The sequence below is a fragment of the Legionella beliardensis genome (assembly GCF_900452395.1).
Lineage (GTDB): Bacteria > Pseudomonadota > Gammaproteobacteria > Legionellales > Legionellaceae > Legionella_C > Legionella_C beliardensis.
In genome coordinates this window covers 647,799-672,859 of the sequence record NZ_UGNV01000001.1, presented here as the reverse complement: position 1 = coordinate 672,859, position 25,061 = coordinate 647,799, and the positions used below count along the sequence as shown (strand labels likewise).

Here is a 25,061-nt window from a genome sequence, read left to right as displayed (position 1 = left end):
TAAAACGAATTATAAAAAATAGAAGGAAAAAAATATAGAAAAAATAATTACAATTATTTCATTTAGTTAATAAAGCTAAAAAACGAAAAATAAATCAACCAAATGGCTAAAAAACTAACTATTTAAAATACAATAAGTTATGTCATTTATTAAATTTATAAAGTACACTAAATGTTCTATTAAACAGCATAGAGGTGCCATATGGTCCGGAATTTTATTACACCTACAAGGAAACTTGCTCCTACTTTTTTTTCTCAACCAAAAATTCGTTTAGCTAGTATGTTAGCGCCTCATTTATGGAATGCAGCTAATTTAGCTGCTCAAGCTATTATTTTGACTAAGTTTACCTCATATTTATCAAACAACGATCATAATGATGATCAGCATAATGAAATTGATGAATCAGCAAGGAACGCCAGTCTAAATCTATAATGCTTTAAGCGATTAATCTTTAGACTAAAACTTAGAAAGATACTCCTTAGATTCTCTTTCTAAGCTTAATATTAAAATTACACGCGTGGTGGCTCGTTTGTACTACCCTGCTGTTCTATAGCACCATTTTTCGAGCCTAATTCCGCTTGCTTCCTTTGCTCTGTATCTGTAGATGTAGATGCAAAAAAAGCATTACGTGATTGGCTCGCTCGCGGTTGTTCTCGTTTGGTTTCTGTATGAACTCGTGGCTGTTCTGGTACTGGTACCTGTGGCTTCCTTGGTTTAGAATCTGTAAAGACATAGGTATCTAAAAGATCAGATATACCATTGATAGCAAAAAAAGCAAGCCCGTTAGTAATTATAGTCCACTTAAGCCCCCGTAAAGGGGTTTTCAGTCCACTTGTTTTCACCGCTTCTTTTAAAACTTGCCAACTCGAAGGTGTTTTAAATGTTTGAGTATTGAATTGCTTCATCTGATTGCGATACCACCACTCAAATGCATTTACGCCTGGAGCAATTACAGTACTTGCGATAAGAGATGTGGCGGCATTATGAATATAAGGAGAGGTATCATGCGGTATGTAGGCATCAATAGGCTCTCTTAATATCGTGCTAGTAGCAAGACAAGCTAAAGTGCTACCATAATTCCTAACAAAACGAAGAGGAGCGCCCGCCCGCATAAAATCAAATTTCTGTTTTAAGGACTCAAGCTCTATAACTTTACCCATCGTATTGAAAACACGCATGTTAGAATAATACTGAGTAAATGTCATATCAAGCGTGGTAATGATTAAGGCAGCAATAGAAGGTACAGCGTATTTATTATAATTAAATCGTCCATTATTACCAACAGGATCTGTATTTTCTTTACCTTTTTCACCGATAAAAGATTCCACATGCTGAGAAACAGGGTCCCTTTGTGCTATTACAGTATTTTTACCTAAACTCATCCTATTAGCATTAATATATCCCTGTATAAAGGGCATCAATGTTTTATAATTAAACATAACTGGAGATTTAAACGAGCTTTTTAAGTTATTAAAATTGATATCCTTAAATTTAAACTTAAACATATCTTTAAGCTTAAACGATGATTGTATGTCTAGCTGTGCCCGATCACGAAGGACTTCAAGTGGGTAAAGTATGGTGGCAACACCAACGCTGGTTCCACCTATTTTGACAAGAGCTTTAGCATAATTATTTTGCATCATATAAGCAAAATTTTGCCTTACTTGAGAATACAATACGCTTGATTGTCTATCTTGGTTTTGTGTTCTAGGTAGAGAAGCACTTTTTCCGCTAGGCGCTGTTGGCGCTCCTATTGGAGTTGTACCAGTTTTAGCATCTTGCTGTTCTCTTGTTTCCTCTATCTTTTTACGCATAAAAACTACCTCATTTTATGTTGACTAGGTATAGAGTTAATTAACTTACTTCATTAAACAGGCCCAGTATAAAGCCCAATTCTTAAGTAAACATTAATAAATCACTCATTTACATCTTCATGATTTATAAAATTTTAAATAATTAATTAAATGGTTTAAGGTTAAGAAATTGAAAGATACATGCGTAGCTAAAATGTTTAAAATTAGCACCCGAAGATGCCTAACAGATAAGCAGCTTAAAAAATATAGGCTCATTTAACAGTGGCCTATACTCTAAACAAAAAATATTTCATTCTTTATAAAAGAAGTACAAAGCTACTTTTTATTCACTATTAACAATAATCTTAAAATCACTAAAAACATCCCAGTAATTTTTTTCACAAAATGATCCTAATCAATGCTAGGTATTTAAACAGTAACTAACATAATATAGGTTTTAAAAAAAACTACTTGTTTTAATTATGTATTTTGTGATCTTTCCAATAGCAGTCTATTTCTAAACAGGGCAGAGAGTAACACCTATAAACATGAACTGCAAGCTATTTAGCTAGTAAAGAATTTGTTAAAAATTTAACAATTTTGCAAAGATAAGTGGCCTATAGGTTGAAAATCGTCAGTTAATCCCGGCATTGTTGCGTAGAAAGCCAAGCTAGAAGAATTAAGTCGTTGCGAACCTTTACGTAGCCAAAGGTGAGGCGAGCCAGTCAGGTAAGTTTGTCAAGACCCGACCTGGATTGCTTCGCTTCGCTCTCAAGGTATTGTTGCGTGGATAAATTAAAACGTAGCTCAGGCGTAGGCCCATAGGGCCGAAACCCGGGTTTCACTTCGTTTCACCCAAGCTACAAGGTCGTTTTGATCATTTATTCTATCCATGCAATAATGCCACACGGAGATGACAAATTAAAACACAGATTTTCCATGCATTAAGCGCTTTTTAACGATCAGTGCTAATATTAAACAAACAACCATGAAGGCATTGATATGAAAGGAAATCTCAATAAAATTATTTATGTGATGGCTATCAGTGGTTTTTTCTATTCTCCTCATTTTTCTTTCGCAGCCGGTTCAAATGATAATATTATTAAACCATCTGAATCGGTCACTACAGAATGCACTGAGGATGATAAGCCGCGCGTCACTGAAGACATTCCTGAAACCAGTGTACAATTAGATGAAACAAAAGTAATCTCAGCCTCAGAAGCCTTTAAGGGCACCAAAATGTATTACACCATATCAGCCCTAGTTACCAATCGTGAAAATCAAGTAATTATTAACCGGCGCAATGGGTTAGTTATTATTAAAGCCAAAGCAGAGGATGAATTTCCTGTTACAGTCACAGCGACTAACCCTTGTGGTGCTGCTTCGGCTACATTTAAAGTGACTATTGGCACAACCGATTAACATTTTAATCATTCATTTTTGCTGCTGAAAGCTCTATGATAGATAGATGATAGATTTTTAGTTTGGTATTATGACGATCGCATTTTTAGCTACTGGTGATGAAATTGTTCAAGGAGATACCCTTGACACCAATTCTCATCACCTTGCCCATGCTTTAAATTCCGAAGGTTTAGGAGTTGGACTGCATCTCTCGTGCAGTGATGATGAAGCAGAAATATACCAATGCATTGAGTTTTTAGCCAAGCAACATCAGGTTATTATACTCATAGGTGGCTTAGGCCCTACATCAGACGATAGAACACGTTATGCGCTAAGTCGCTATTTAAAAAATCCATTAAAAGAATTTCCCGAAGCATTAACCCATATTCAAAATCGACTTAATCAAACTAATCTTTCTTTAAATACTGGCAACAAGCAACAAGCCATGTTTCCAGCAACAGCGGTGTTATTACCAAACCCAAACGGTACTGCAATGGGTTGTTATGTAGAGCATGATAATAAATTATTTATTATGCTACCAGGTCCCCCTCGTGAATGTTTACCCATGTTTAATCAGCATGTCTTGCCAATCCTACAAAAAACAAAACATCATACTAATCAACTCCTTAAATGGCCATTATTTGGTGTGGCTGAGAGTGAAATTGCCGAAGCGATTGATGAGGCATTACAAGGAATTAACTGTAAGACAGGCTACCGTCTCGATACACCTTATGTAGAATGCAAAGTTTGGGCAGAACCTCAGTTAGTTGCTACAATCACTGAAATACTACAACCTATCATCAAGCCTCATTTACTCACTAACTCGGGTAAAAAAGCCTCGGAAGAATTGATTGAGCTCGTTCAGCAGCGGCAAAAGCCGATTGTTATTTTAGATGAAGTGACAGGCGGCCTTTTGCAGTCATTAATTCAGCGTCCAGAAACTTACTCATTAATTAAATTCCATGAACTCAATCGGGCGTTATTGCATTTTCATGTCTGTGGACTTTATGAATACTGGTCCAAGCAGCCTAATAAGGGCCAAACATCACTGGCTATTTTTTATAGCCATAATCGGTTTGAAGGAAAAGAAACGCATGTTTTACCGCACCGAAGTCCGCTGGTTGTTTATTATGCAGCCGAATTAATCAGCTCCCGTCTCCTTCATTTGATCAATCAGCTCCATTAAAGCGTAAGAAAGTTCTTTTGTCCCTTCACCAGTCAAGGCAGACACCATAAAGACTTTATCTTGCCAGTTTAATCCTTGAATAATTTCTTGCTTAATTTTTTCGCGCGCTTGTTCATCTGGTAACATATCTATTTTGTTTAAAACAAGCCAACGTGGTTTATTAATTAATTGCGGATCGTATTGAATTAATTCATTTAAAATAATTTTGGCATTGCTAATTGGATCGCTACCATCAATGGGAAAGATATCAATAACATGTAATAAAATACAAGTTCGAGCTAAATGTCTTAGAAAGCGGTGGCCTAATCCTGCCCCATCAGCCGCACCCTCAATGAGCCCAGGAATATCTGCCATAACAAAACTTTTAAATGGCGATGTGCTAATTACACCTAATTCAGGATGAAGTGTCGTAAAGGGATAGTCAGCAACTTTAGGTTTAGCACTTGAAACTGCTCGAATTAAAGTTGATTTACCTGCATTAGGCAAACCCAATAAGCCAACATCAGCAAGCACTCGTAGTTCTAAACGCAAGCGACGAGCTTGACCTGCGGTGCCAGGCGAGGTTTGCCTAGGTGCTCGATTGACACTGCTTTTGTAGCGCGTGTTACCAAGTCCATGAAATCCGCCCTGGGCAACCAGTAAGCGCTCACCAGCCTTTCTAATATCGCCTAATAATTCATCCGTTTCATAATCAAAAACAAGTGTGCCAACTGGCACCTGAATAATTAAGTCATCACCCTTTTTACCAGTGCAATTGCTACCCATGCCAGGCTGGCCATTTTTAGCTTTAAAATGCTTTTGGTAACGAAAATCCACTAAGGTATTTAAATCATTGTTAGCTTCTAAATAAACACTACCACCATCACCACCATCGCCCCCATCAGGGCCACCAAAGGGGATAAATTTTTCACGTCTAAAACTTAGACAACCATGCCCTCCCTTCCCTGCTTCAACATTGATGATAACTTCATCGACAAATTTCATTATTTTCTCTACTTCAATGAATTAAAATGGCTATGATGGTATTTTAAATTGACTAAACTCATGTCCCTAGCTTGGTATACAGGCCAGTTCTTTTTAATTGTTCTTTAAAATGTTAATAACGACTAATGATTAGCTTAATCATTTATAAATGCTGCGAATCAATCACGGCGTATGGGATACTAAAAGACTGGCTATGGCTAGATTATAATTAAACAACCATTGACGCGTACTGCTCATCAGGACTTACTAAAAAACTCAAATATATTTTAATAATAAGCTTTTTCGTAAGTCCTGATTTTATGGTATAAAAACCCGTTAACTTAGTTTGCGCTACCTTCAGCAGCAGCCTCAGCTTCAATTAACACGTATTTACGATTCTTAGCACCTTTAACTTTAAAGGCAACCGTGCCAGCAACTAATGCATATAAAGTGTGATCACGGCCACAAGCTACGCCATCACCTGCATGAAACCTTGTGCCTCGCTGACGAACTAAAATTTCACCCGCATTAACATATTGGCCACCAAAGCGTTTAACACCAAGGTACTTAGGATTCGAATCGCGACCATTACGCGTACTACCACCTGCTTTTTTATGAGCCATTGCTTTCCCCTCTTAATCTATTTAACTATATAAGCGATAAGCGCTTATATAGAACTCAAATTACTTAACTAATCGCAGTAATTTTAATCTGCGTAAAGTCTTGTCGATGGCCCATGCGCTTCATATGGTGCTTACGACGACGAAACTTAATGATTTTAATCTTTTTATGACGATCGTGTGCTAATATTTCACCTTTTACTGCAGCTTTTGCAATTAAGGGAGTGCCTACAGTAACGTTATCACCATCAGCAAGCATAAGCACGTCGGCGAAACTGATTTCACTACCAATATCGCCAGGCAGCGATTCTATTTTAATAATATCGCCTTCTTTCACGCGATATTGTTTACCGCCCGTCTTAATTACCGCATACATAGCTTCTCTCCAACTCGCCGGAATGGCTTTTATAAGTTCAACAAAGTTGCATATTTTATGAAATTACGGCTATGACTTCAAGTTGATTTTAAATTATTGTATACTCTCTCACCAAAATTTGGTTTTGGGTGCTTAAATTGGTCGCGAATTAAGCACAATTGTTTTTTTTGATGGAGATATTCATGTCAATTATTGTTTTAGAAGCAGAAGCAAGAACCGATATAGGGAAAGGAGCGAGCCGCCGCCTACGTCGTCTTGAAAACAAAGTACCTGCTATTTTATATGGCGGAGATAAAGAGCCACAATCTTTAAATCTTATCCATAACAAAGTTTTAAAAGCCCTTGAAAGTGAAAGCATCTATTCTTCTGTCTTTGATTTAAGTATAGAAGGAAAAGTAGAGCATGTTATTCTTAAAGCTTTACAAAGGCATCCATACAAGCCAGTTATTCTGCATATGGATTTACAACGAGTCTCAGCAAAAGATATTCTTGTTAAACAAGTACCGTTGCATTTTACTAATGAGCAAACGTCTAAAGGCGTAAAAGCAGGTGGCCGCATTAATCATAACATGAACCAAGTAGAAGTGCGTTGCCAAGCTAAAAATTTACCTGAATTCATTGAAGTTGATATGAGTGAGGTTGGCTTAAATGAAATTGTTCATTTAGCTGACTTAAAGCTTCCTAAAGGCGTACAGCTTACTACTAATGTTAAGGAAGCTGATCATAATCTACCTGTGGCAGCTATTCACGCTATGAAAGGTGGGGCAGCTGAGGAAGAAGCCAATGCTAATCCTGAAGCGCCTGAGGCAGATGCTTGATTTTATCCCTTACAATAATCAAATGTATAGCTAAGTGATTTGAGGCGAACCTAATTCGCCTCTTCTTTATAAAGTATGTATGGCAATTAAATTAATTATTGGACTAAAAAACCCTGGCCCAGCTTACACTAATACTCGACATAATGCCGGCAGCTGGTTTGTGGAGTTGGTAGCTAGCTATTATAGGATTTCCTTCAAATCTGAAAAAAAATTACATGCTGAACTTGCTATTTTTGAGCAAGATAACCAAGCTTGTAGACTTCTATTGCCGACCACTTTCATGAACCACAGTGGCATACCAACCCAAGAAGTTAGTCAATTTTATCGTATAGAGCCCGATGAAATTCTCGTTGTTCATGACGAACTTGATCTTCCTGCGGGTCGCATTAAATTAAAAACCGGCGGCGGTCATGGGGGTCATAATGGCCTGCGAGACATTGCCAATCGACTCGGCAGCTCTAATTTTCACCGCCTACGAGTTGGTATAGGTCATCCTGGCCACAAAGACTTAGTTTTAAATTATGTCCTTGGTAAACCAAGTAGCGCTGATAAAGAGCTTATTCTGGCAACCTTGGAACGCACGATGACGTCTTTACCCTTACTTATAAAAGGTGACTTAGTACAGGCTATGAATAAGATAAATAGCTAAATCTAAGCAGCTAAACTAATTAAACTGCCCTCTTTCGAGGATTCACAAAAAAATTAATGCGGCTGGTATTATTCAAACTATTATACAAAAGAGGCTAATTATGGGATTTAAATGTGGTATCGTTGGCTTGCCCAATGTTGGTAAATCAACTTTATTTAATGCATTAACTAAAGCTGGTATCGAAGCTGCAAACTACCCTTTTTGCACCATTGAGCCTAATGTGGGCATGGTTACCGTGCCCGATCCTCGCTTAAATGAGTTAAGTAATATCGTTAAACCACAACAAACAATACCTACTACAATGCAATTTGTTGATATCGCTGGTATTGTTAAAGGAGCGTCTAAAGGAGAAGGCTTAGGTAACCAATTTTTAGCCAATATTAGAGAAACCGATGCTATTGCGCATGTGGTGCGCTGTTTTGGTATTGAGAAATCTGATGTCATTCATGTAGAAGGCCGTGTGGACCCCCTTAGTGATATCGAAGATATTAATACTGAATTAGCCTTAGCGGATATGGAAACAATAGATAAGGCGTTGATTAAAATTAATAAAAACAGCAAAAGTGGTAATAAAGAAGCATTGTTTGAGAAACAAACACTTGAAAAAGTCAAAGCACATTTAGACGCAGGTTTTCCTGCCCGTACCTTAGCGCTTAGTAATGAAGAAGAAGCAATTACTCGACGGTTTTTTCTTTTAACAGCAAAGCCTGTACTTTACATTGCTAACGTAGATGATGAGGGCCATGCGCACAATCCGCTACTTGATAAGGTCATTCAACTTGCAGAGAAAGAGCATGCTAAAGTCGTTTCTTTATGTGCTGCTACTGAAGCAGAATTAGTAGAATTAGATGAAAAAGACCGCTTAGAATTAATGAATGATTTAGGCTTGAGCGAGCCTGGCTTAAATCGGGTTATACGAGCTGGCTATGATTTATTAGGCTTACAGACTTATTTTACGGCAGGCGTCAAAGAGGTAAGAGCTTGGACTGTTCGTAAAGGTGCTACAGCGCCTCAGGCTGCCGGTGTTATTCATACTGATTTTGAAAAAGGATTTATTCGAGCGGAAGTTATTGCTTATGATGCCTTTATAACCCATGGCGGTGAACAAGGCGCTAAGGAAGCAGGAAAGCTGCGCTTAGAAGGGAAAGATTATATTGTTTGCGATGGCGATGTCATGCATTTTCGCTTTAATGTGTAGCGCTATTGCTTCTTTGTTAAACTTATCTATCTAGATAAGTTTAACATTTAACTAAATAATCTATGTATTACCAATAATACAAAGATTACTTTCAAGCATCCTTGTTTTTAATTCAGCCATCACTAATTCATCTTCTAGCGAACTATTAATGATTTCTGCTGAAGTCATATAGCCTATAGACATCGACAAACCTTTACCAATCTCAGTGCTAATTAATTGCTCTATTGCCTGCTTAATGCGATCAATAATGATCATACAACCATCTTGATTGGCAAGAGGCAATAAAAAGAACATAGTGCCATCCATCCTAGCAGCGAGATCGCTTTCCCGAAAAACTTGGCGCAAGTTGGTAAATAAATGGCCCATTAAGCGCTCAGAGTTCTTTTCACCTTGTAATTCAATCAATCTAACGTCATTGGTTATCTCAAGGATCATGACACTAAAATAAATAGAGCTATAGCGTTCAGCAAGCTTAGTCTGCCAACCCAAAATAGATAAAAAAACAGAGTAATCAATGACTTTAAAATAATGACTAAAGTTTGTATAAATATTTTTTTCAATGCCACGAGCCACATACTCACCGCGTCTTGTTAACCGATAATCATATAGGCGACGCAAGGTAAATTCACTTGCTCCTGAAGCCCGTAAGCAAACTAAACAAACTAATTCAACCGTCGGTTCAGCAAAAAAATGATTGCAAGTATTGCATATTTTATCTTCTAAAGGCTTTTCATAGTCTACGCCAAGCTCTTCCAATTTTGTGTGGCAGCGCGTGCATATTAAGCGCTCCTGACGCAAAAACTCCGGAACTTGTGCAATATTTCCACAAGCAAAACAATGAATAAAACGCTGTGGCTTAATATCAATAGAATGGCAATTTGGACAGCTGTTTTTTAAATTAAGTAAACCTGAATTACAAGCGGGACATGTCTTTATTTCATCTATCAAATCTTTGTGATAAAGCAAATCCCTCAAGGTTAAATCTTCTAAAAATGGCCAATTATCAATCTCTGAACCCTGATCAAAGAGTATATTTAATAGAGGATACTCGTATATATACTTCGATGCTGAAGTCTTATAACCTTGAACACATGACTCTGACCGTGAATATAAATAAGTCAGCAAAATTGACTCTTTATCTTCTGTCTCTAACGAGGCTTTAGTAATAGTATTAAGTTGATCATAGATTTGCTTAGCGCACTTCTCTAAGGTATCGCTATCAGCAGGGCCATCAAAAATATGCCGCAATCGTGGTGGTACATCACCGTGATAAAAGACGGGTGTAAAGCGGTATTCTTTCTTTTTACGAATATCTCTTAATAACTCAATCCAATGCTGATTAGGCGATTTTGCTAAAATTAAAGCATAAGGGGCCTCTGTAGGAAGATCAATAACAGAACTTGCTTCACCGATCTCCAGAGGAAATAATTTTTTAGCATTAATATTATTAATAACCCAAACCGTTTGCTGGTTCATCAGCCTGCTCCAGAGGACAATAAATAGACTATATACTATTTTAATGTCGTGTTACTAATACACATATTATTTATATTAATTGTAGTATTTCCAATCAAACTTAGTTAAATCATCAGAATTTTTAAGATCTAAAGTGATTGTAGTCAAAGGAAAAAAAAATTTCCTGTAAAAGATTTTATTTTTTTCATTAATGTGAATTTAATATAAAAAATTAATCAGAAGGCCACTTTCTTTTTAGGATAGCTAACTTGACATTACGTACCATGGCCCTTAGCATTCATGAATTACATGCTTGAGGATAAAAAATGTCGGTAGACCGTTTACGCGCGCTAGTTGCTAACGACTTTGAGGCCGTTAATGCCCTAATCATTGATAAAATACAATCTCAAATCGGATTAATTGACGATCTGTCCCATCATATCGTAGAAAGTGGCGGTAAGCGCTTACGCCCACTATTAGTCTTATTAGCTAGCCACGCTTGTCACTACCAAGGGCAAGACCATATCGCTTTAGCAGCCATGGTGGAATTCTTTCATACAGCTACCTTATTGCATGACGATGTGATTGACGAATCTAAATTAAGACGCGGCCGAGAAACTGCCAATGAAATATGGGGAAGTAAAGCTAGTATTCTTGTAGGCGATTACCTTTTTACTCAATCTGTACAACTAATGGTGGATGTAAAAAATTGGTCTATCTTACGTTTGTTTGCAGATACATCACACGCTATTAGCTGTGGCGAAGTAAAACAGCTGGCCAACCGTCATAATCCAGCTTTATCTCTAGATGATTACTTAGAGGTAATAAGTGCCAAAACAGCACTCTTGTTCGCTGCATCAGCAGCCATAGGCGCAATATTAGGACAGGCAGGCCCGGAAATAGAAGAAGGACTCTATAATTATGGGCTGCATTTGGGCAATGCTTTCCAATTAATCGATGATGCCCTAGATTACTGCGCCGATACGAAAGAAACGGGTAAAAATATTGGCACTGACTTAGCTGATGGTAAAGCCACTATGCCACTTTTGCATGCCTTACAGCAAGGCACAGCAGAGCAACAATTATTAATAAGGCAAAGCTTAAAAGAAGGAAATTTACTTAATCTTCCTAAGATATTAGACATTATAGCAGAAACTAATGCCATTGAGTTTACTTACCAATTTGCTGCCCAAGAAATCGATGCAGCCCTTACTGCCTTACACATCGTTCCAAACTCAATTTATAAACAAGCTTTGGAAGAGTTAGCAACATTTGCCCTTAAACGCACCCATTAATTGGCTATTTTAGCCGGAGTGTAGCTCAGCTTGGTAGAGCACTGCCTTCGGGAGGCAGGGGTCGCAGGTTCAATTCCTGTCACTCCGACCATATTTATAAACCAATATTCGTAAGCTTTAACCTAATACACGTCGTTTTATCTAATAAAAACTGTAAGTTGGGCCACCCGGCCCAACATTTATTGCCTTCCGTTAAGATAGAAACTGATAGAAATTGTGTTAAATTGATACCTATTTGTTGGACCGAGTGGCCCAACCTACTCTTAGATTATTTTAAAAATAGTATCAATAAAGTTGAAAAAATAGCAGACTATATTTAAATTACACATAAATTATCTTAGGAAAAAAGTAAGCATGAGTATTAGACCTGAAGAAATATTGCCAGATGATAAGAATTTTGCCAATATAAATGGCATCAACGTACGCAAAGGCACTGTCGCATCAGCACTTGCAAATGCTGATATTTTAGACTCCAATTCAGCCACAGAGGCTGAAAAAGCCGAAGCTTTAAAAATGATTAAAACGCTGGCGCCAGCCTTAATCGCTTTAGGCTTAACTAAGCACCTTACTTGGAAAAATTCTGCTATTCAGCAAGTTATTAACGATTGTTTGCAAGAAAAAAAATTATCCTAACATCATGCTTTTAATCTTATATAAATGATGCACATTTACGTGATAATACTTGCTGAGCAAACTTATAATTTGCTTGTCTGATGACAAGTACTTAGGTAAGGCACAAGCCCAATTTCAGTTTTATACGAGAGCTACTTCTATTTGAAGGCATTAATTTGGTTGATTGTAGAATTTTTTCACTCCTTCTTCAGTAAGCCCTTGAATGATAGGCTTTAAACCGATTTCTTGCAGTAAATTATCTTCCTTACTGGGTAGAAAAAGTTTGTAATATTCTTTAGTGCCGACATCGCGAGCGGCGAAAAATCTATTTTTTATACTTTCATTTTCCATAGCTGCAGCTGCCCCTATGTTTTTTATTTCAGAAGCAGCGACTTCATAAGAAATTTCTTTTGCTTTAGCTTTTTGTATTAAGTTAAATTGCAAAGCAACATGTGTTGGTAATTTTTTACCTAATTCACCTGGTAAATTTCTGTCTTTAAATTGATACCCAACTTGCCAAGAATGCGCTTGAATATATTTTTCTAGATGTTCAACAAAATGTTGCGCATCTGCTTGAGGCTTAATTTGACTCTCTAATTCTTTTAATTGGTCTATTGCATGTGATAAACGTGGCTTAACATTAGCATAATTACTGTTCTCTGCGCTCCAATCACCGTTAAATACGTGGTATCTTTCCTCAAATTTAGCAATATTAAACTTAACATCAATATACTCATTAAGTTTTTCTAAATACTGCCTTTCACTTTGTGCTTGATTTAATAACTGCTTTGGTGTTTGATTAGAATCAAAATTAAAGTCAGTAATTCTTTGTTCAGCAGTCCGCAAAGCCTCTTGAAAATCAAATTGATCATCTTGAGCTATTTTCTCAGTAATTTGAGCTTGAAGAGACTGTAGCCTGAATTGATCAGAAAGATAATCTTCATAGTTTTTTTTAGCTTGAGGCCATGAGCTTCCTGCCTCTTTTAACCCAGGTAAAGCTTCAGACAAGAAATTTAATATATTTGGATTCCTCCTAAAAAAATGCTCAAGCTCCCCTTCACCAATTTCTTTACTAAAAAACTTACTTAAATTTTCTTGTAATTCATTGTTCTGATGTAAATCTTCTTCTATATAATTACTAATATAATTATCTATTTCTCTTTTAAAAGCAGGGTTATGCGCTTGCCATAACTTTACTGCCTCTGTCTTAAAAGATAAATCTAAAAGTAATTGACTTGTTTCATTTAGCAATGATAAAACGTTATGAGCTTTCTTTTTTTCTTCTCTAATATCTTTAAGTTGTGAATTCATCTCTTTTTTTGAAGTAGACATCTTGCTCTCCACAAACACTGCAACCTATATATATTATAAATGCGAATTGTTAAGCTAAAATTAAGAAAAAAAAATTGTTCAATTTTTAAGTAAAAAGAAGACATATTGAAGCCTCTTAGCAGCTGTGAAGAGCATTGAGCTAACTTACATATAATTTAGATAATAAAATTAACGAGGCTGGTTAAGCTAAGCATAGCGCCGCACAACAAATAATCGTTGGGCTGCACTGCGTTTAGCCCACTCTACCTTTAATAACTTTCTTACCACCTAAGTAAGATTGTAAGGCTGTAGGGATATGGATATTGCCATCTTTATCTTGGTAATTTTCCATAATTGCTACTAAGGTGCGACCGACTGCAAGCCCTGAGCCGTTTAGTGTATGAACTAATTCAATAGAAGAATCAGGTAGTCGATAGCGGGCTTTCATGCGGCGCGCTTGAAAGGATTCCATATTTGAGCAGGAAGAAATTTCGCGATAGGTATTTTGGCTAGGCAACCAGACTTCTAAATCATACGTCTTAGCTGCGCTTGCCCCCAGATCACCTGTACATAAGGTAACAACCCGATAAGGTAAATTTAAGCGTTGTAAAATAACTTCGGCATGCTGAGTTAGGCTCTCAAGTGCCTCGTAAGAGGACTCGGGCGTTGTCACCCACACTAGCTCAACTTTTTCAAATTGATGCTGTCTAATCATACCTTTAGTATCTCGTCCGTATGAACCGGCTTCACTACGAAAACAAGGCGAATGGCAGACATAACGTAATGGCAGCTTATCAACGGCGATAATAGTGTTACGTACTGTATTTGTTACCGGAATTTCAGAGGTAGAAGTTAGATAATAATTCTCATCCCCTCTTATTTTAAATAAGTCATTTTCAAACTTAGGAAGCTGGCCTGTCCCTAATAAACTATCCGCATTAACTAGATAAGGTACGTAAATTTCCTCATAGCCATGTTCTTCTGTATGAATATCTAACATAAATTGAATTAAAGCCCGGTGTAGTCTCGCCAAATCATGCTTCATAACCACAAAACGACTACCAGCAATTTTTACAGCTAATTCAAAATCAAGTTGGCCTAGCGCTTCGCCTAATTCATCATGTGACTTAATATTAAAATCAAAACTGGGTACCTCTCCCCATTTTCTTATTTCTTTATTTCCTGATTCATCATCACCAACTGGCACCGAGTCATGTGGAATATTCGGTAAGGTTAAGTAAATTGCTTCTAGCTGATTTAATACTTGTTCAAGTTCTGTCTTTTTTTGATTAAGTTCTTGGCCTAAATGATTGACAGCTTCAAATAAAGGCGAAACATCCTCCCCTCGGCTTTTTGCAATACCAATGGCTTTGGAGCGCTGATTTCGTTCATTTTGTAATGATTGGGTAGCAACTTGCAGGGCTTTCCGCTGTTCTTCTAGCTTTATATAAGCATCGACATCAAATATAAACCCTCGTCTACCTAATTGCCTTGCTACATATTCAGGATTTTCACGTAATAAATGCGGATCTAACATTGCTGCTCTACCTCTACCTAGATTTAACCAATATACATATCTGCAAGCCAGTGTAAAACCCGCCCAGCTTCTAATTGATCACGAAAATGATTTAAAACATTGTCTACAATGGCAGGCTCATCACAAAATTCAATAACCATAGGAAGGCTTAAACGCATATCCATTATTTTAGCTTCACGCAATTTACCTGAATGGCCAAACCCCTTAACACCCCGAAATATCGTAGCGCCTTTGATTTTATTTTGATGTAAATAATCATAGATTGGCGTTAATAAGGGTGAGTCCTCGCTTAAGTAAATACGTGCAACCTTTACTTGCATTAAAGGTTTCCTCCAAGCCAACGAGCCAAATGTATGCCTAAAAAAGCAAATGATAAAGAAAAAACATTATTCAGTAAAATATTTAACCAAAAAAATAACACCTTACCACTTTCAATGAGTGCCCACGTTTCCCAAGCAAAGCTTGAAAAGGTAGTATAAGCGCCTAAAAACCCTACGACTAAAAATAGCCGCCAAGCATCCCCGACCGCGAAACGCTCTAAAAGTATAATCATAATAAAGCCGGCTAAAAAAGAGCCAATGGTATTAACAACTAAGGTTCCAAAAGGAAAGCGCAAACCAAATAATTCTTGTACTAACGTAACAGTCCCAAAACGTGCCATCGCACCAAGGGCCCCACCAACTGCAACTGATAGTATAGAGAACATAAGTTATCTAACTATTCCACGGGTTGAATTATTTAATGCATCAATGATTGGAATAACTTCCGGACAGTCCTGCTGCATAAGCTCTAATTCCGCCACTGCTTGTTGAACCGTTAAACCTTTGCGAAAAATTATCTTATAAGCACGGCGTAAATAATCTATTGCAGTAGATGAAAATCCACGTCGTCGTAATCCAACTGTATTAATGCCACATGCAGAGGTTGTGTGGCCAGCAATCATAACGTAGGGCAATACATCTTTAGTCACATACGTTGCTCGCGCAACAAAGGCATAGGCACCTACATGACAGAATTGATGAATAGCGGCATAAGCGCCAATGATAGCATAATCATTTAAAATTACATGACCCGATAGTGCCGAATAATTAACCATGATGGTATTATCGCCTACCAAGCAATCATGACCTACATGAGAATAAGCCATAAAGAAATTTTGATTGCCTATACGAGTTAGTCCTCCACCTTTAACTGTCCCCCGGCTTATCATGCAATATTCACGGATTATATTATTATCACCAATCTCTAAACGAGTAGGCTCCCCTTTATACGTGACATCCTGGGGCTCATCTCCAATTGAAGAAAATTGGAAAATTTTATTATTTTTACCAATAACTGTTGGACCTTGGATAACTACATGTGGTCCAATCCAGGTGCCTTCTCCAATTTCGACATTAGGGCCAATATAACTACCTGGGCCTACTGATACGCCTGCTGCTAATTTTGCAGACGGATGGATCATTGCACGTTCATCTATCACTTTTCACTTCCTTCGCTGCACTCATTAAATCTGCGGAACAGGCGAGTTTGTCGCCAACAAATGCTTCACCATGCATACGCCAAAAATCACGTTTTTGCCCAATTAACTTCACTTCAAGCCGAAGCTGATCACCTGGTGTAACAATCTGCTTAAATTTGGCATTATCAATTCCTGCAAAAAAATACAAAAACTCATGTCCTTCTTTAGGCGTACGAGATAAATTCGATAAAATAGCACTAGCCTGTGCTAATGCTTCAAGCATCATTACACCAGGCATAATAGGATTTCCAGGAAAATGGCCCATGAAAAATGGCTCATTAATGGTGACATTTTTAATTGCTATTAGATAATTTAACGCTTCATATTCCATTACTCTATCAACCAGAATAAAAGGATAGCGATGCGGTAATAGTTCAAGAATTCTTATTATGTCTATAGGCTCACTCATGTGCTATCTCTCACTTAATCAAATTACTAACCTGTATCGTTAAAAACAGTATGTCTGGCTTTATGCCGTCATTAGCCTAACCGCCATGTATATCAAATTAACATACGCTGTTAATGAAATTTAAATGGATAACGTTTTCCTTTATAGTGAAACTTGCGGCCAGAGCATGCGCAGCTACTTAAAAGTAAGCTGCTACATGTTAGATACCAAGATTAAAAACCTTTATTGATTAATTAATGTCTTTAATAACTTGATCGGTAATATCTAGCTTAGTGGTGCTAAAAGGCGCTGCGTCTTTTTGCAGTACGAGATCATATTTTCCTGCTTCAGCCACTTTAGAAATAGCTTTTCTTATTTTCGTGTAAAGCTCTTCCATTGCTTCATTATGAGCTGTACTTAACTCTTGTTGGTATTGCTGCCCTTCGCGCTCAAATCGTTGTTGCGTAACGACTATTTTCTTTTCTAATTCTTTCTTCTGGCTCTGGCTCATTATAGCGCTGTCACGCTTAAATTTTTCCATGTCCTTTTTTAAATCATCTTCCATAGCCACCAGTTTATCACGGCGGGGCTTAAAATCTTTTTCTAGTTTTTGTTGAATTGTCTTCATTTGACTAGAAGTTTGCATAATTTTCTGTAGATCAACTACAGCAATTTTTGCCTCGTCAGCAAATGCAGTTACTGCCCCTAAACTTAACAATATGGCAATTAAAAAACCACCTACACGCTTCATAATTTTTCTCCAGGTTGAAAGACGTCCATGCTATCATAATTTAGCACGCATTGCGAAGATGCTGACAACAAAATCTACATTGTTTATCAGTGCTTTCCTCATACCCTGTTAAGCTTAAGTAAACAGGAAAATAAATTTAAACAGCATGGGTTATAGTGCTGATGACACCGTAAACTGAAATACTTGTGTTTCATCGCCTGGTTGTCTATTTAAAGGTTTAGCAACACTAAACGCCAATGGGCCAAATGGAGATCGCCATTCGATTGATAAACCACCAGAATAACGTATGGGACCTGAGTCAGTACCCGATAATAAGGGCGGCATACCCCGGTCATATACATTACCCGCATCAATGAAAGCTGTAGATCTTATTGTTTCTCGGCTAAAGGGATAAGGTAAAATTAAACCTAGACTACCATTAACTAAGAAATTACCGCCCATACCTCGGCCATAATAATCTTTTGGCCCTAGCGAGTAACTTTGAAACCCTCTTACCATACCGGGTTGTGAAATACCACCAGCATAAAAGTTTTCATAAAAGGGCAAGACATCCTTATTAAAGCCATTACCATACCCTATGTTACCAAACATAGACAGAATAAAGCCGCGAATTAATGGCTGATATAAATGCGCTGAATAAGTTGTCTTGTAGTAAGAAAGCGAGTCTGAATCAGCAGGTAATGCCACAAGCCCTGTTAATTGTTGATTTAAACCGCGAGTAGGATAAGGGAACTGATCATAGGTATTGCGGCTCCAGCCACCTGTTAAGCGAATTTGATTAAAGTTGCGCCCGTACAGATTAACAAATTGCTGAATCTGCTGCACAATACCTACAGATTTAATATTTAAATTTTGATAACCATAACCTAGTTGAATATTACTTATATCGCTTAGAGGAATACTGTAGCTAACGTCAACCCCAACTCGGTCTGCTGAATAAGAACTTACATCTAATTTATCAGGGTCAACCGTTTGATAGTAAAAATTAAAGCCTCGGCCTATCCCTGATTGGGTATAAAAAGGATTATAGTAATTAAACGCATACTCTTGTCCCCAGTAGCTCGCATTGAAATTTAACCCTATCGCGCGCCCTGTACCCATAAAATTATGTTGATTGAACGCTGCGTTAAATTGAGGACCGTTTGTGCCATAGCCAAACGAGGCACTTGCTTCTGCAGAAGGGGCTTCCTCAACCTGCACATCTAAATCTACTTGATTATTAGCACCAGGTACGGGTGTTGTCGTGATATTAATATTCTTTAAATAACCTAAAAGACGTAATCTGCGCTCAGATTCTTTAATGTTATGTAGCGATAATAAAGCGCCCTCATCTTGGCGAATAATGTCACGCAAAGCATAGTCTGCTGTTTTGGTATTACCATGAAAATTAATACGTCTAACATAGACATGTCTACCTGGATCAACGATAAAGGTAATAAAGACTGTTTTATTTTCTTCATCGATTTTAGGCTCAGCATTAATAGCAGGAAAACCAAAGCCTTGATCACCTAACGCTAATCCAATTGCGGAAATACTCTCAGTTACTTTTTTACGTGAAAAAATATCACCTTTTCTCACTTGCACTAAAGAAGCTATTTTTTCTTTAGGTACGATAGTTTTACCAACGACATCATAGCCAGAGAAGCGATATTGTGGGCCTTCATCAATATGAATATTAATAAAAACATCTTTTTTATCAGGCGATAACATGACTTGTGAGGAAATAATATTAAATTTTAAATAGCCTCTATCCAGATAAAAAGAGCGTAGTGCTTCTAAAGACGCATCCATTGACGTCTTTGAATATTGATCCCTTTTAGAAAAATAGGTAAATACATTACTCGTCGATAACGACATTTGTGATAACAATTCACTGGTAGAAAAATCATGATTACCAATAAATTTTATTTCGCGAATCCGAGAAACTCGTCCTTCAGAAATCGTAATGGTAATGGCAACACGATTCTCAGTAAGGGAAGTGACTTTGGTATCAATAAAGGCATTATATTTGCCACGCGCGTTATAAGCTTGTTTTAACTCTTTTTCTAGTCGTTCTAAAGCAGAGCGTTGAAACACACGCCCTTTCACTAAATTCATTTGTTTTAATAACTCCTTCATTTTATCAGAAGGAATTTCTTTATTACCCACGACATTGATAGAGCCAATCGTAGCACGCTCAATCACATTGACAATTAATGTATTGCCCTGCCTTTCTAAAGATACTGATTGAAAAAAGCCGGTATCATACAACGCACGAATAATTTCACCCGTTGTATCAGGTCCGACTTCTTCCCCAACTTGTATGGGTAAATAATTTAAAACAGTTCCAACGGTAACCCGCTGTAGTCCTACAACCTTAATATCACGAACAACAAACCCAGCTGCCGCTTGGACATGAATTGACCATGCAAGCATTGTTGAACAGCAAACGCCTAATACTCTTTTTTTACTGACTTTCTTCATTATTATTTTACGTCCAGCACATCGTTAAATGATTGGTTCGAATTTACTTAATTTAAAAATTAGCCATTCGGTAATATTTTGCATCCCTTTTATAGGAACTCATTGGCTCTGTCAAGAAAAGCGCAGGTTACTTGTGTAATAATCTTGCAAGATCGTTGCTTAATCCTAACCCCATTAATGCAATTAAAAGAACTAAGCCTATACAAAAACCAATTGATTTTGCAGCATCTGATAAAGGTTGGCCACGAATAATTTCAATCAAATAGTATAATAGATGTCCGCCATCTAGCATAGGTATAGGTAATAAATTAAGCGCTCCTAAGCTAATACTAACTAATGCTAAAAATGAGAGATAATAGACAAAGCCACTGCGAGCCGATTCACCAGCCCCTTGAGCGATGCCTACAGGCCCACTAACATTTTGCACCGCTAGCTTACCAGTAAAAAAACGAATCATTAATGAAAATGTCGCTTTTGTTAGTTCTACTGTTTGTGTCAATGCAGTACCAATGGCTTGCAAAGGGTTTTCATGCTGATACCTAAGCCACTGCTTTGGCCAGTCAACTTTTTGCGAACGTACGCCTATAAAACCCGTAGTATGACCATTTTTGGTTTGACTGCCAATCATAAAGGAAAACTGCAAAATTTGTTTGCCACGAGCAACAGTTAAATTTAAGCGCTTATTGGGATTATCAGAAACGTATTTCACTAAATCCAACCAATCTTGTAAGGGCTTGCCATTAACTTGCTTGATGTAATCGCCTGCCTGTAAACCCGCTTTTTGGGCTGGCGAGTCGGTTACCGTTTCGCCAACAACAGCCGGAATCGTTGGAATAAAAGGAGTAATACCTAAGCTTTTTAAAGGGTCAGGATTTTTAGCATCCAACTCCCAAGTTGCCAGAGGCAAAGCTACCTTTTTTTGCTGCCCTGTTTTAAGCGATTTTAACGTTAGAGTCACGGTTTCATCGCTACCAATTAAAGGGATTAAAGCATACTGAAAATCACGCCAGCTTTTTATAGGCGCTTCATTAAAAGCAATAATTTCTTCGTTAGCAGCCATTCCAGCCATTGCGGCAGGACTACCTGATTTTACCGTTTCAACCACAGGCGCTAATGAATAAATTCCAATAATTAAGACAAGCCATAAGGCGACAAAAGCGAATAAAAAATTAAAAATAGGGCCAGCGATAACGATGGCAATCCGTGCAAAAACTGATTTATTATTAAATGCTAAATGCTTTTCTTCATTAGGAACCGGCTCTTCACTTTCGTCAAGCATTTTAACATAGCCACCTAGGGGCAATAAGGACCATACAAATTCTGTTCCGTGTTTATCACGCCAACGACCAAGGACTTTACCAAAGCCAAAGGAAAAGCGCAGTACCTTAACGCCACAATACCTAGCAACTACAAAATGCCCATACTCATGCACGGTGATAAGTATGACTAAGGCAATAATAAAATAAACTATCGTTAAAAACATAGTTATATTCCTGGTGCAAAAAAACGCATGCCGCAATAAAAGAAAGGCACGGCAGCGATTAGGCTGTCTAGCCTATCTAATAGGCCGCCATGACCTGGTAAGAGATAGCCTGTGTCCTTTATTTGCCTTCTACGCTTAAGCATACTTATAAATAAGTCGCCAAATAGGGCCACTAAAATAATACCCATTGCAATTATAAACCAGTTAGCTACGTGAGCTGGTTGAAAAAGATAATACCCCACAATTGCAACTAATAAAGCGAGTACAAAACCGCCTATAAAACCTTCTATTGTCTTGCCAGGGCTTACTTGTGGAATTAGTTTATGACGCCCATAAAATTTTCCCATTAAATACGCACCAATATCTGCCGCCCAAACTAGAAATAGCAGATAAACAATAAGGGACCTCCCCTTATTCATAGCAAAAATAGACATTAAACTTTGACCAAATAAAGGTAAAAGCAATAGACCAAAAAAAGTGACCACACTTGGATAGGCCCATAATTTTTGTAGTCTAGGATACTGTTGAATTAAAACAAAAATAAAGCCCCATGTTATTAAACCTAGACAGAGCCAATAAAAATAAATAAAAGGAATAAGAAAAAATAAAATGACCAGGCCAATTATAAAAATAGTTTTAGCAAAGATCTCAGATGCTGGAATTAATTGTAACCACTCCAAGCTACATCCAAGAACTAATAAAAATATAATTGTTCTTAATAGCAAATGATTACCATAATAGATACCAATAAGAACCAGTGGTATTAATATCAGAGTAGTCAACAACCGTTGTTTAAACATGTTCTATCTCATTAAGTTGTTGAGAAGTTTTACCATATCGGCGTTCGCGCTGCCTAAAACTTAATAATGCCTTCTCAAATTCTTGAGCTGTAAAATCTGGCCAATACGTTTGGGTAAAATATAATTCGGTATACGCTAATTGCCAAAGAAAAAAATTACTAATTCGCTGCTCGCCACTTGTTCTAATAAATAAATCCGGTTCAGGTAAATCGTGGGTATTAAGGTAACTAGAAAATACATTTTCATCAATTGCATCTACACTAATATTGCCTGCGATAACCTCTCTAACCACCTGTTTTATGCCATAGATAATATCCCAACGGCCACCATAATTAATGACAACATTGACAATTAAACGGCTATTGCTGGCGGTAAGCTCTTCAGCTTGCTGCATTTGCTCTTGTAAAGATGAAGATAAATTATCTCTAAGCCCTGTAAAGCGCAAACGAATACCGTGCTCATGCAATTCTTGGACTTCATGATTTAAGGATTGCATAAAAAGCTGCATTAAAAATTCAATTTCTGTTTCTGGCCGTGCCCAATTTTCACTACTAAATGCAAACAAGCTTAATACAGGAATAGTGTGCTCAAGACAACAGCGAACAATCGTTTTGACTGTTTCCACGCCTGCACGATGACCTTCAAAACGTAATAATCCGCGCATTTCGGCCCAACGCCCATTGCCATCCATGATAATAGCTACATGCTTGGGTAATCTATTTTTCAACCAAATTCTTCCAACAACTACTAATGTATCTAGTTTAACCGCTTTGCACCAAAATATTAAGCACTAATCTTAGGCAATAACTTTAATTACTGATAAGATAAAGTTAGTATAACTAGATTCTTTAATAGAAATTAATATTCGCATTGGAGTTTATCATGTTTCAGCGAAAACCCCTCGTTTTAATGATTCTTGACGGCTGGGGTTATCAGGAAGAAAAACAATATAATGCTATTGCTGCAGCGAAAACACCTCAGTGGGATAAATGGTGGCAAACTTACCCGCATATACTTTTAGATGCTTGTGGAAAAAGTGTAGGCTTGCCAGATTTACAAATGGGTAATTCTGAAGTTGGCCATATGCATATTGGTGCTGGCCGAGTTATTCATCAGGATTTTACGCGTATTAATGAAGCCATTGATGTCGGTCAGTTTGCTGCTAATCCTACGTTGGTCAATGCTATATTAGATATGAAGCACGCCAATAAAGCCTTGCATGTAATGGGCTTACTATCACCAGGCGGTGTTCATAGCCATGAAAATCATCTCTTTGCTTTCTTAGCTTTATGCCATGAGCTAAATTTTAATCAAGTTTATTTACATTTATTCCTTGATGGCCGGGATACACCTCCCCAGAGTGCTTTAAATAGTATACTTGCCCTCAATGCTTGTTTAGCTAACTATCCTGTTGCCACGATTGCCTCTATTACAGGCCGTTATTTTGCTATGGATAGAGATAAGCGCTGGGAGCGGCTTGCGCCAGTATATCAACTATTAACAGAAGCAAAAGCTAATCGCACATTCCCTGACGCAAATACCGCAATTCGCTCTTTTTATAAAGAACAAAAATATGATGAATTTATCCCGCCGACTCTCATTGGAGCTGGGCGTAGGATTGAAAATGGTGATTCCATCTTCTTTTTTAATTTCCGTGCTGACCGCGCACGCCAACTTACTCAAGCATTCATAGATTCTGACTTTCATTTTTTTCAACGTACAGCCAAGCCCGTGCTAGCTCACTTTATTAGCATGACCTCTTATGCCAAAAATCTCCCCACAGAGATTGCTTTTCCGCCAGCACCGCTGCGTAATACATTTGGCGAAGTGATTGCAGATCAAGGATTAAGCCAACTGCGTATTGCTGAAACAGAAAAGTATGCGCATGTTACTTTTTTCTTCAATGGCGGCTCTGAGCAAGTTTTTCCAAATGAGGACAGAATTCTAATTCCTTCACCAAAAATCGCTACTTATGATTTATTACCTGAGATGAGCGCCCCAGCATTAACTCAAGCACTAGTCGATTCTATACATAGTGAAGCTTATGATGTCATCATTTGTAATTATGCCAATGCTGATATGGTTGGACACACCGGGGATTTTAATGCCACAGTGCAAGCGATAGAATGCTTAGATAGGTGCATGCAGCAAGTTGGGCAAGCAGTTGCTGATAAACAAGGGGCCCTACTCATTACCGCCGATCATGGTAACGCTGAAATGATGTTTGATCCTGCCAACAATCAAGCCTATACAGCACATACGTGTCAACCTGTTCCCCTCTTATTTGTTGGTGAGGGCTGGCATTTTAAAGAGACACAAGGCAGCCTCATTGATATTGCACCAACTTTATTAGCTTGGTTAGAGCTAGGTAAACCTCAGGAAATGACTGGTCAACCACTATTAGTAAAGAATACTATTCACTGGTAACTTGTTTAATTACATC

General features: G+C 37.6%; 25 protein-coding genes and 1 tRNA gene. 10 read left to right on the top strand and 16 right to left on the bottom strand.

Going from position 1 to position 25,061, the window contains the following annotated elements; genetic code table 11:
* The first annotated feature begins 201 nt into the window (after positions 1 to 201).
* Positions 202 to 432, top strand: a complete 231-nt coding sequence (locus DYE47_RS03055) for a hypothetical protein (protein WP_115301855.1) — start codon at positions 202 to 204, stop codon at positions 430 to 432.
* A 77-nt stretch (positions 433 to 509) separates the two neighbouring features.
* Here DYE47_RS03055 and DYE47_RS03050 read toward each other — a convergent pair whose 3' ends face one another.
* Positions 510 to 1,814, bottom strand: coding sequence for a hypothetical protein (locus DYE47_RS03050; protein WP_115301854.1), 1,305 nt, complete (start codon positions 1,812 to 1,814; stop codon positions 510 to 512).
* A gap of 981 nt (positions 1,815 to 2,795) precedes the next feature.
* On the opposite strand from DYE47_RS03050, the gene DYE47_RS03045 reads away from it, so the two are divergent.
* Positions 2,796 to 3,215 carry a hypothetical protein gene (locus DYE47_RS03045; RefSeq protein ID WP_115301853.1) on the top strand — a complete coding sequence of 140 codons (420 nt, stop codon included), beginning with the start codon at positions 2,796 to 2,798 and terminating at the stop codon, positions 3,213 to 3,215.
* Positions 3,216 to 3,285: 70 nt separating this feature from the next.
* Complete coding sequence (locus tag DYE47_RS03040; protein WP_115301852.1) at positions 3,286 to 4,380, top strand: competence/damage-inducible protein A; 1,095 nt, start codon at positions 3,286 to 3,288, stop codon at positions 4,378 to 4,380.
* On the opposite strand, the gene cgtA is transcribed toward DYE47_RS03040, so the two are convergent.
* The 3 genes from cgtA to rplU form a co-directional block, all read right to left on the bottom strand.
* Positions 4,336 to 5,364, bottom strand: coding sequence for an Obg family GTPase CgtA (gene cgtA, locus DYE47_RS03035; protein ID WP_115301851.1), 1,029 nt, complete (start codon positions 5,362 to 5,364; stop codon positions 4,336 to 4,338). The genes DYE47_RS03040 and cgtA overlap by 45 nt on opposite strands.
* Before the next feature lie 320 nt (positions 5,365 to 5,684).
* Positions 5,685 to 5,966 (bottom strand): 50S ribosomal protein L27, encoded by a 282-nt coding sequence (rpmA, locus tag DYE47_RS03030; protein ID WP_115301850.1) that lies wholly within the window; start codon positions 5,964 to 5,966, stop codon positions 5,685 to 5,687.
* A gap of 64 nt (positions 5,967 to 6,030) precedes the next feature.
* On the bottom strand, positions 6,031 to 6,339 hold the full coding sequence (gene rplU / locus DYE47_RS03025) for a 50S ribosomal protein L21 (protein ID WP_115301849.1): 309 nt from the start codon (positions 6,337 to 6,339) through the stop codon (positions 6,031 to 6,033).
* Between the two features lie 182 nt (positions 6,340 to 6,521).
* On the opposite strand from rplU, the gene DYE47_RS03020 reads away from it, so the two are divergent.
* From DYE47_RS03020 to ychF, 3 genes are all read left to right on the top strand, one after another.
* On the top strand, positions 6,522 to 7,157 hold the full coding sequence (locus tag DYE47_RS03020) for a 50S ribosomal protein L25/general stress protein Ctc (protein ID WP_115301848.1): 636 nt from the start codon (positions 6,522 to 6,524) through the stop codon (positions 7,155 to 7,157).
* Between the two features lie 79 nt (positions 7,158 to 7,236).
* On the top strand, positions 7,237 to 7,806 hold the full coding sequence (pth, locus tag DYE47_RS03015) for an aminoacyl-tRNA hydrolase (protein ID WP_115301847.1): 570 nt from the start codon (positions 7,237 to 7,239) through the stop codon (positions 7,804 to 7,806).
* A gap of 100 nt (positions 7,807 to 7,906) precedes the next feature.
* Positions 7,907 to 9,004, top strand: coding sequence for a redox-regulated ATPase YchF (ychF, locus tag DYE47_RS03010; RefSeq protein ID WP_115301846.1), 1,098 nt, complete (start codon positions 7,907 to 7,909; stop codon positions 9,002 to 9,004).
* Positions 9,005 to 9,064: 60 nt separating this feature from the next.
* Here the strand turns inward: ychF and DYE47_RS03005 are convergent, their stop codons facing one another.
* Complete coding sequence (locus tag DYE47_RS03005; RefSeq protein WP_115301845.1) at positions 9,065 to 10,480, bottom strand: TackOD1 domain-containing metal-binding protein; 1,416 nt, start codon at positions 10,478 to 10,480, stop codon at positions 9,065 to 9,067.
* A gap of 305 nt (positions 10,481 to 10,785) precedes the next feature.
* Here DYE47_RS03005 and DYE47_RS03000 point away from each other — a divergent pair, with 305 nt between their 5' ends.
* The 3 genes from DYE47_RS03000 to DYE47_RS02990 all read left to right on the top strand — a co-directional run bounded on the left by DYE47_RS03000 (position 10,786) and on the right by DYE47_RS02990 (position 12,387).
* Positions 10,786 to 11,754 carry a polyprenyl synthetase family protein gene (locus DYE47_RS03000; protein WP_115301844.1) on the top strand — a complete coding sequence of 323 codons (969 nt, stop codon included), beginning with the start codon at positions 10,786 to 10,788 and terminating at the stop codon, positions 11,752 to 11,754.
* Positions 11,755 to 11,768: 14 nt separating this feature from the next.
* Positions 11,769 to 11,845 (top strand) — tRNA-Pro (locus DYE47_RS02995).
* 263 nt (positions 11,846 to 12,108) lie between these two features.
* The gene (locus tag DYE47_RS02990; RefSeq protein ID WP_115301843.1) at positions 12,109 to 12,387 is read left to right on the top strand and encodes a hypothetical protein; all 279 of its coding nucleotides are present in this window, start codon (positions 12,109 to 12,111) and stop codon (positions 12,385 to 12,387) included.
* 150 nt (positions 12,388 to 12,537) lie between these two features.
* On the opposite strand, the gene DYE47_RS02985 is transcribed toward DYE47_RS02990, so the two are convergent.
* From DYE47_RS02985 to DYE47_RS02935, 11 genes are all read right to left on the bottom strand, one after another.
* Positions 12,538 to 13,698: a hypothetical protein gene (locus tag DYE47_RS02985; protein WP_115301842.1), complete on the bottom strand. Its 1,161-nt coding sequence runs from the start codon at positions 13,696 to 13,698 to the stop codon at positions 12,538 to 12,540.
* 232 nt (positions 13,699 to 13,930) lie between these two features.
* A complete protein-coding gene (gene serS, locus DYE47_RS02980) occupies positions 13,931 to 15,214 on the bottom strand; it encodes a serine--tRNA ligase (protein ID WP_115301841.1) in 1,284 nt (427 codons plus the stop codon).
* 23 nt (positions 15,215 to 15,237) lie between these two features.
* Positions 15,238 to 15,534 carry a DUF190 domain-containing protein gene (locus DYE47_RS02975; protein ID WP_115301840.1) on the bottom strand — a complete coding sequence of 99 codons (297 nt, stop codon included), beginning with the start codon at positions 15,532 to 15,534 and terminating at the stop codon, positions 15,238 to 15,240.
* Complete coding sequence (crcB, locus tag DYE47_RS02970) at positions 15,534 to 15,920, bottom strand: fluoride efflux transporter CrcB (RefSeq protein WP_165482074.1); 387 nt, start codon at positions 15,918 to 15,920, stop codon at positions 15,534 to 15,536. The genes DYE47_RS02975 and crcB overlap by 1 nt, the downstream gene beginning before the upstream one ends.
* Positions 15,921 to 15,923: 3 nt before the next feature.
* Positions 15,924 to 16,694 (bottom strand): acyl-ACP--UDP-N-acetylglucosamine O-acyltransferase, encoded by a 771-nt coding sequence (gene lpxA, locus DYE47_RS02965; RefSeq protein WP_115301839.1) that lies wholly within the window; start codon positions 16,692 to 16,694, stop codon positions 15,924 to 15,926.
* Complete coding sequence (gene fabZ / locus DYE47_RS02960) at positions 16,684 to 17,142, bottom strand: 3-hydroxyacyl-ACP dehydratase FabZ (protein WP_115301838.1); 459 nt, start codon at positions 17,140 to 17,142, stop codon at positions 16,684 to 16,686. The genes lpxA and fabZ overlap by 11 nt, the downstream gene beginning before the upstream one ends.
* A gap of 229 nt (positions 17,143 to 17,371) precedes the next feature.
* Positions 17,372 to 17,872 (bottom strand): OmpH/Skp family outer membrane protein, encoded by a 501-nt coding sequence (locus DYE47_RS02955; protein ID WP_115301837.1) that lies wholly within the window; start codon positions 17,870 to 17,872, stop codon positions 17,372 to 17,374.
* 150 nt (positions 17,873 to 18,022) lie between these two features.
* Positions 18,023 to 20,335 carry an outer membrane protein assembly factor BamA gene (gene bamA, locus DYE47_RS02950; protein ID WP_115301836.1) on the bottom strand — a complete coding sequence of 771 codons (2,313 nt, stop codon included), beginning with the start codon at positions 20,333 to 20,335 and terminating at the stop codon, positions 18,023 to 18,025.
* A gap of 127 nt (positions 20,336 to 20,462) precedes the next feature.
* On the bottom strand, positions 20,463 to 21,818 hold the full coding sequence (gene rseP, locus DYE47_RS02945; protein WP_115301835.1) for an RIP metalloprotease RseP: 1,356 nt from the start codon (positions 21,816 to 21,818) through the stop codon (positions 20,463 to 20,465).
* A gap of 2 nt (positions 21,819 to 21,820) precedes the next feature.
* Positions 21,821 to 22,618 carry a phosphatidate cytidylyltransferase gene (locus DYE47_RS02940; RefSeq protein ID WP_115301834.1) on the bottom strand — a complete coding sequence of 266 codons (798 nt, stop codon included), beginning with the start codon at positions 22,616 to 22,618 and terminating at the stop codon, positions 21,821 to 21,823.
* Positions 22,611 to 23,345: an undecaprenyl pyrophosphate synthase gene (locus tag DYE47_RS02935; RefSeq protein ID WP_115301833.1), complete on the bottom strand. Its 735-nt coding sequence runs from the start codon at positions 23,343 to 23,345 to the stop codon at positions 22,611 to 22,613. The genes DYE47_RS02940 and DYE47_RS02935 overlap by 8 nt, the downstream gene beginning before the upstream one ends.
* 155 nt (positions 23,346 to 23,500) lie before the next feature.
* Here DYE47_RS02935 and gpmI point away from each other — a divergent pair, with 155 nt between their 5' ends.
* Positions 23,501 to 25,045, top strand: a complete 1,545-nt coding sequence (gene gpmI, locus DYE47_RS02930; RefSeq protein WP_115301832.1) for a 2,3-bisphosphoglycerate-independent phosphoglycerate mutase — start codon at positions 23,501 to 23,503, stop codon at positions 25,043 to 25,045.
* Positions 25,046 to 25,061: the final 16 nt, after the last annotated feature.

Excerpts from the sequence above, each read along its gene's own strand:
- DYE47_RS02940 (WP_115301834.1), bottom strand. The coding sequence starts at position 22,618 with ATGTTTAAACAACGGTTGTTGACTACTCTGATATTAATACCACTGGTT.
- DYE47_RS02955 (WP_115301837.1), bottom strand. The coding sequence starts at position 17,872 with ATGAAGCGTGTAGGTGGTTTTTTAATTGCCATATTGTTAAGTTTAGGG.
- DYE47_RS03045 (WP_115301853.1), top strand. The coding sequence starts at position 2,796 with ATGAAAGGAAATCTCAATAAAATTATTTATGTGATGGCTATCAGTGGT.
- DYE47_RS03000 (WP_115301844.1), top strand. The coding sequence starts at position 10,786 with ATGTCGGTAGACCGTTTACGCGCGCTAGTTGCTAACGACTTTGAGGCC.
- fabZ (WP_115301838.1), bottom strand. The coding sequence starts at position 17,142 with ATGAGTGAGCCTATAGACATAATAAGAATTCTTGAACTATTACCGCAT.
- rplU (WP_115301849.1), bottom strand. The coding sequence starts at position 6,339 with ATGTATGCGGTAATTAAGACGGGCGGTAAACAATATCGCGTGAAAGAA.
- DYE47_RS03040 (WP_115301852.1), top strand. The coding sequence starts at position 3,286 with ATGACGATCGCATTTTTAGCTACTGGTGATGAAATTGTTCAAGGAGAT.
- DYE47_RS02985 (WP_115301842.1), bottom strand. The coding sequence starts at position 13,698 with ATGTCTACTTCAAAAAAAGAGATGAATTCACAACTTAAAGATATTAGA.
- pth (WP_115301847.1), top strand. The coding sequence starts at position 7,237 with ATGGCAATTAAATTAATTATTGGACTAAAAAACCCTGGCCCAGCTTAC.
- DYE47_RS03005 (WP_115301845.1), bottom strand. The coding sequence starts at position 10,480 with ATGAACCAGCAAACGGTTTGGGTTATTAATAATATTAATGCTAAAAAA.
- crcB (WP_165482074.1), bottom strand. The coding sequence starts at position 15,920 with ATGTTCTCTATACTATCAGTTGCAGTTGGTGGGGCCCTTGGTGCGATG.
- DYE47_RS03050 (WP_115301854.1), bottom strand. The coding sequence starts at position 1,814 with ATGCGTAAAAAGATAGAGGAAACAAGAGAACAGCAAGATGCTAAAACT.
- rpmA (WP_115301850.1), bottom strand. The coding sequence starts at position 5,966 with ATGGCTCATAAAAAAGCAGGTGGTAGTACGCGTAATGGTCGCGATTCG.
- bamA (WP_115301836.1), bottom strand. The coding sequence starts at position 20,335 with ATGAAGAAAGTCAGTAAAAAAAGAGTATTAGGCGTTTGCTGTTCAACA.
- cgtA (WP_115301851.1), bottom strand. The coding sequence starts at position 5,364 with ATGAAATTTGTCGATGAAGTTATCATCAATGTTGAAGCAGGGAAGGGA.
- serS (WP_115301841.1), bottom strand. The coding sequence starts at position 15,214 with ATGTTAGATCCGCATTTATTACGTGAAAATCCTGAATATGTAGCAAGG.
- gpmI (WP_115301832.1), top strand. The coding sequence starts at position 23,501 with ATGTTTCAGCGAAAACCCCTCGTTTTAATGATTCTTGACGGCTGGGGT.
- DYE47_RS02990 (WP_115301843.1), top strand. The coding sequence starts at position 12,109 with ATGAGTATTAGACCTGAAGAAATATTGCCAGATGATAAGAATTTTGCC.
- DYE47_RS02975 (WP_115301840.1), bottom strand. The coding sequence starts at position 15,534 with ATGCAAGTAAAGGTTGCACGTATTTACTTAAGCGAGGACTCACCCTTA.
- rseP (WP_115301835.1), bottom strand. The coding sequence starts at position 21,818 with ATGTTTTTAACGATAGTTTATTTTATTATTGCCTTAGTCATACTTATC.
- ychF (WP_115301846.1), top strand. The coding sequence starts at position 7,907 with ATGGGATTTAAATGTGGTATCGTTGGCTTGCCCAATGTTGGTAAATCA.
- DYE47_RS03020 (WP_115301848.1), top strand. The coding sequence starts at position 6,522 with ATGTCAATTATTGTTTTAGAAGCAGAAGCAAGAACCGATATAGGGAAA.
- DYE47_RS03055 (WP_115301855.1), top strand. The coding sequence starts at position 202 with ATGGTCCGGAATTTTATTACACCTACAAGGAAACTTGCTCCTACTTTT.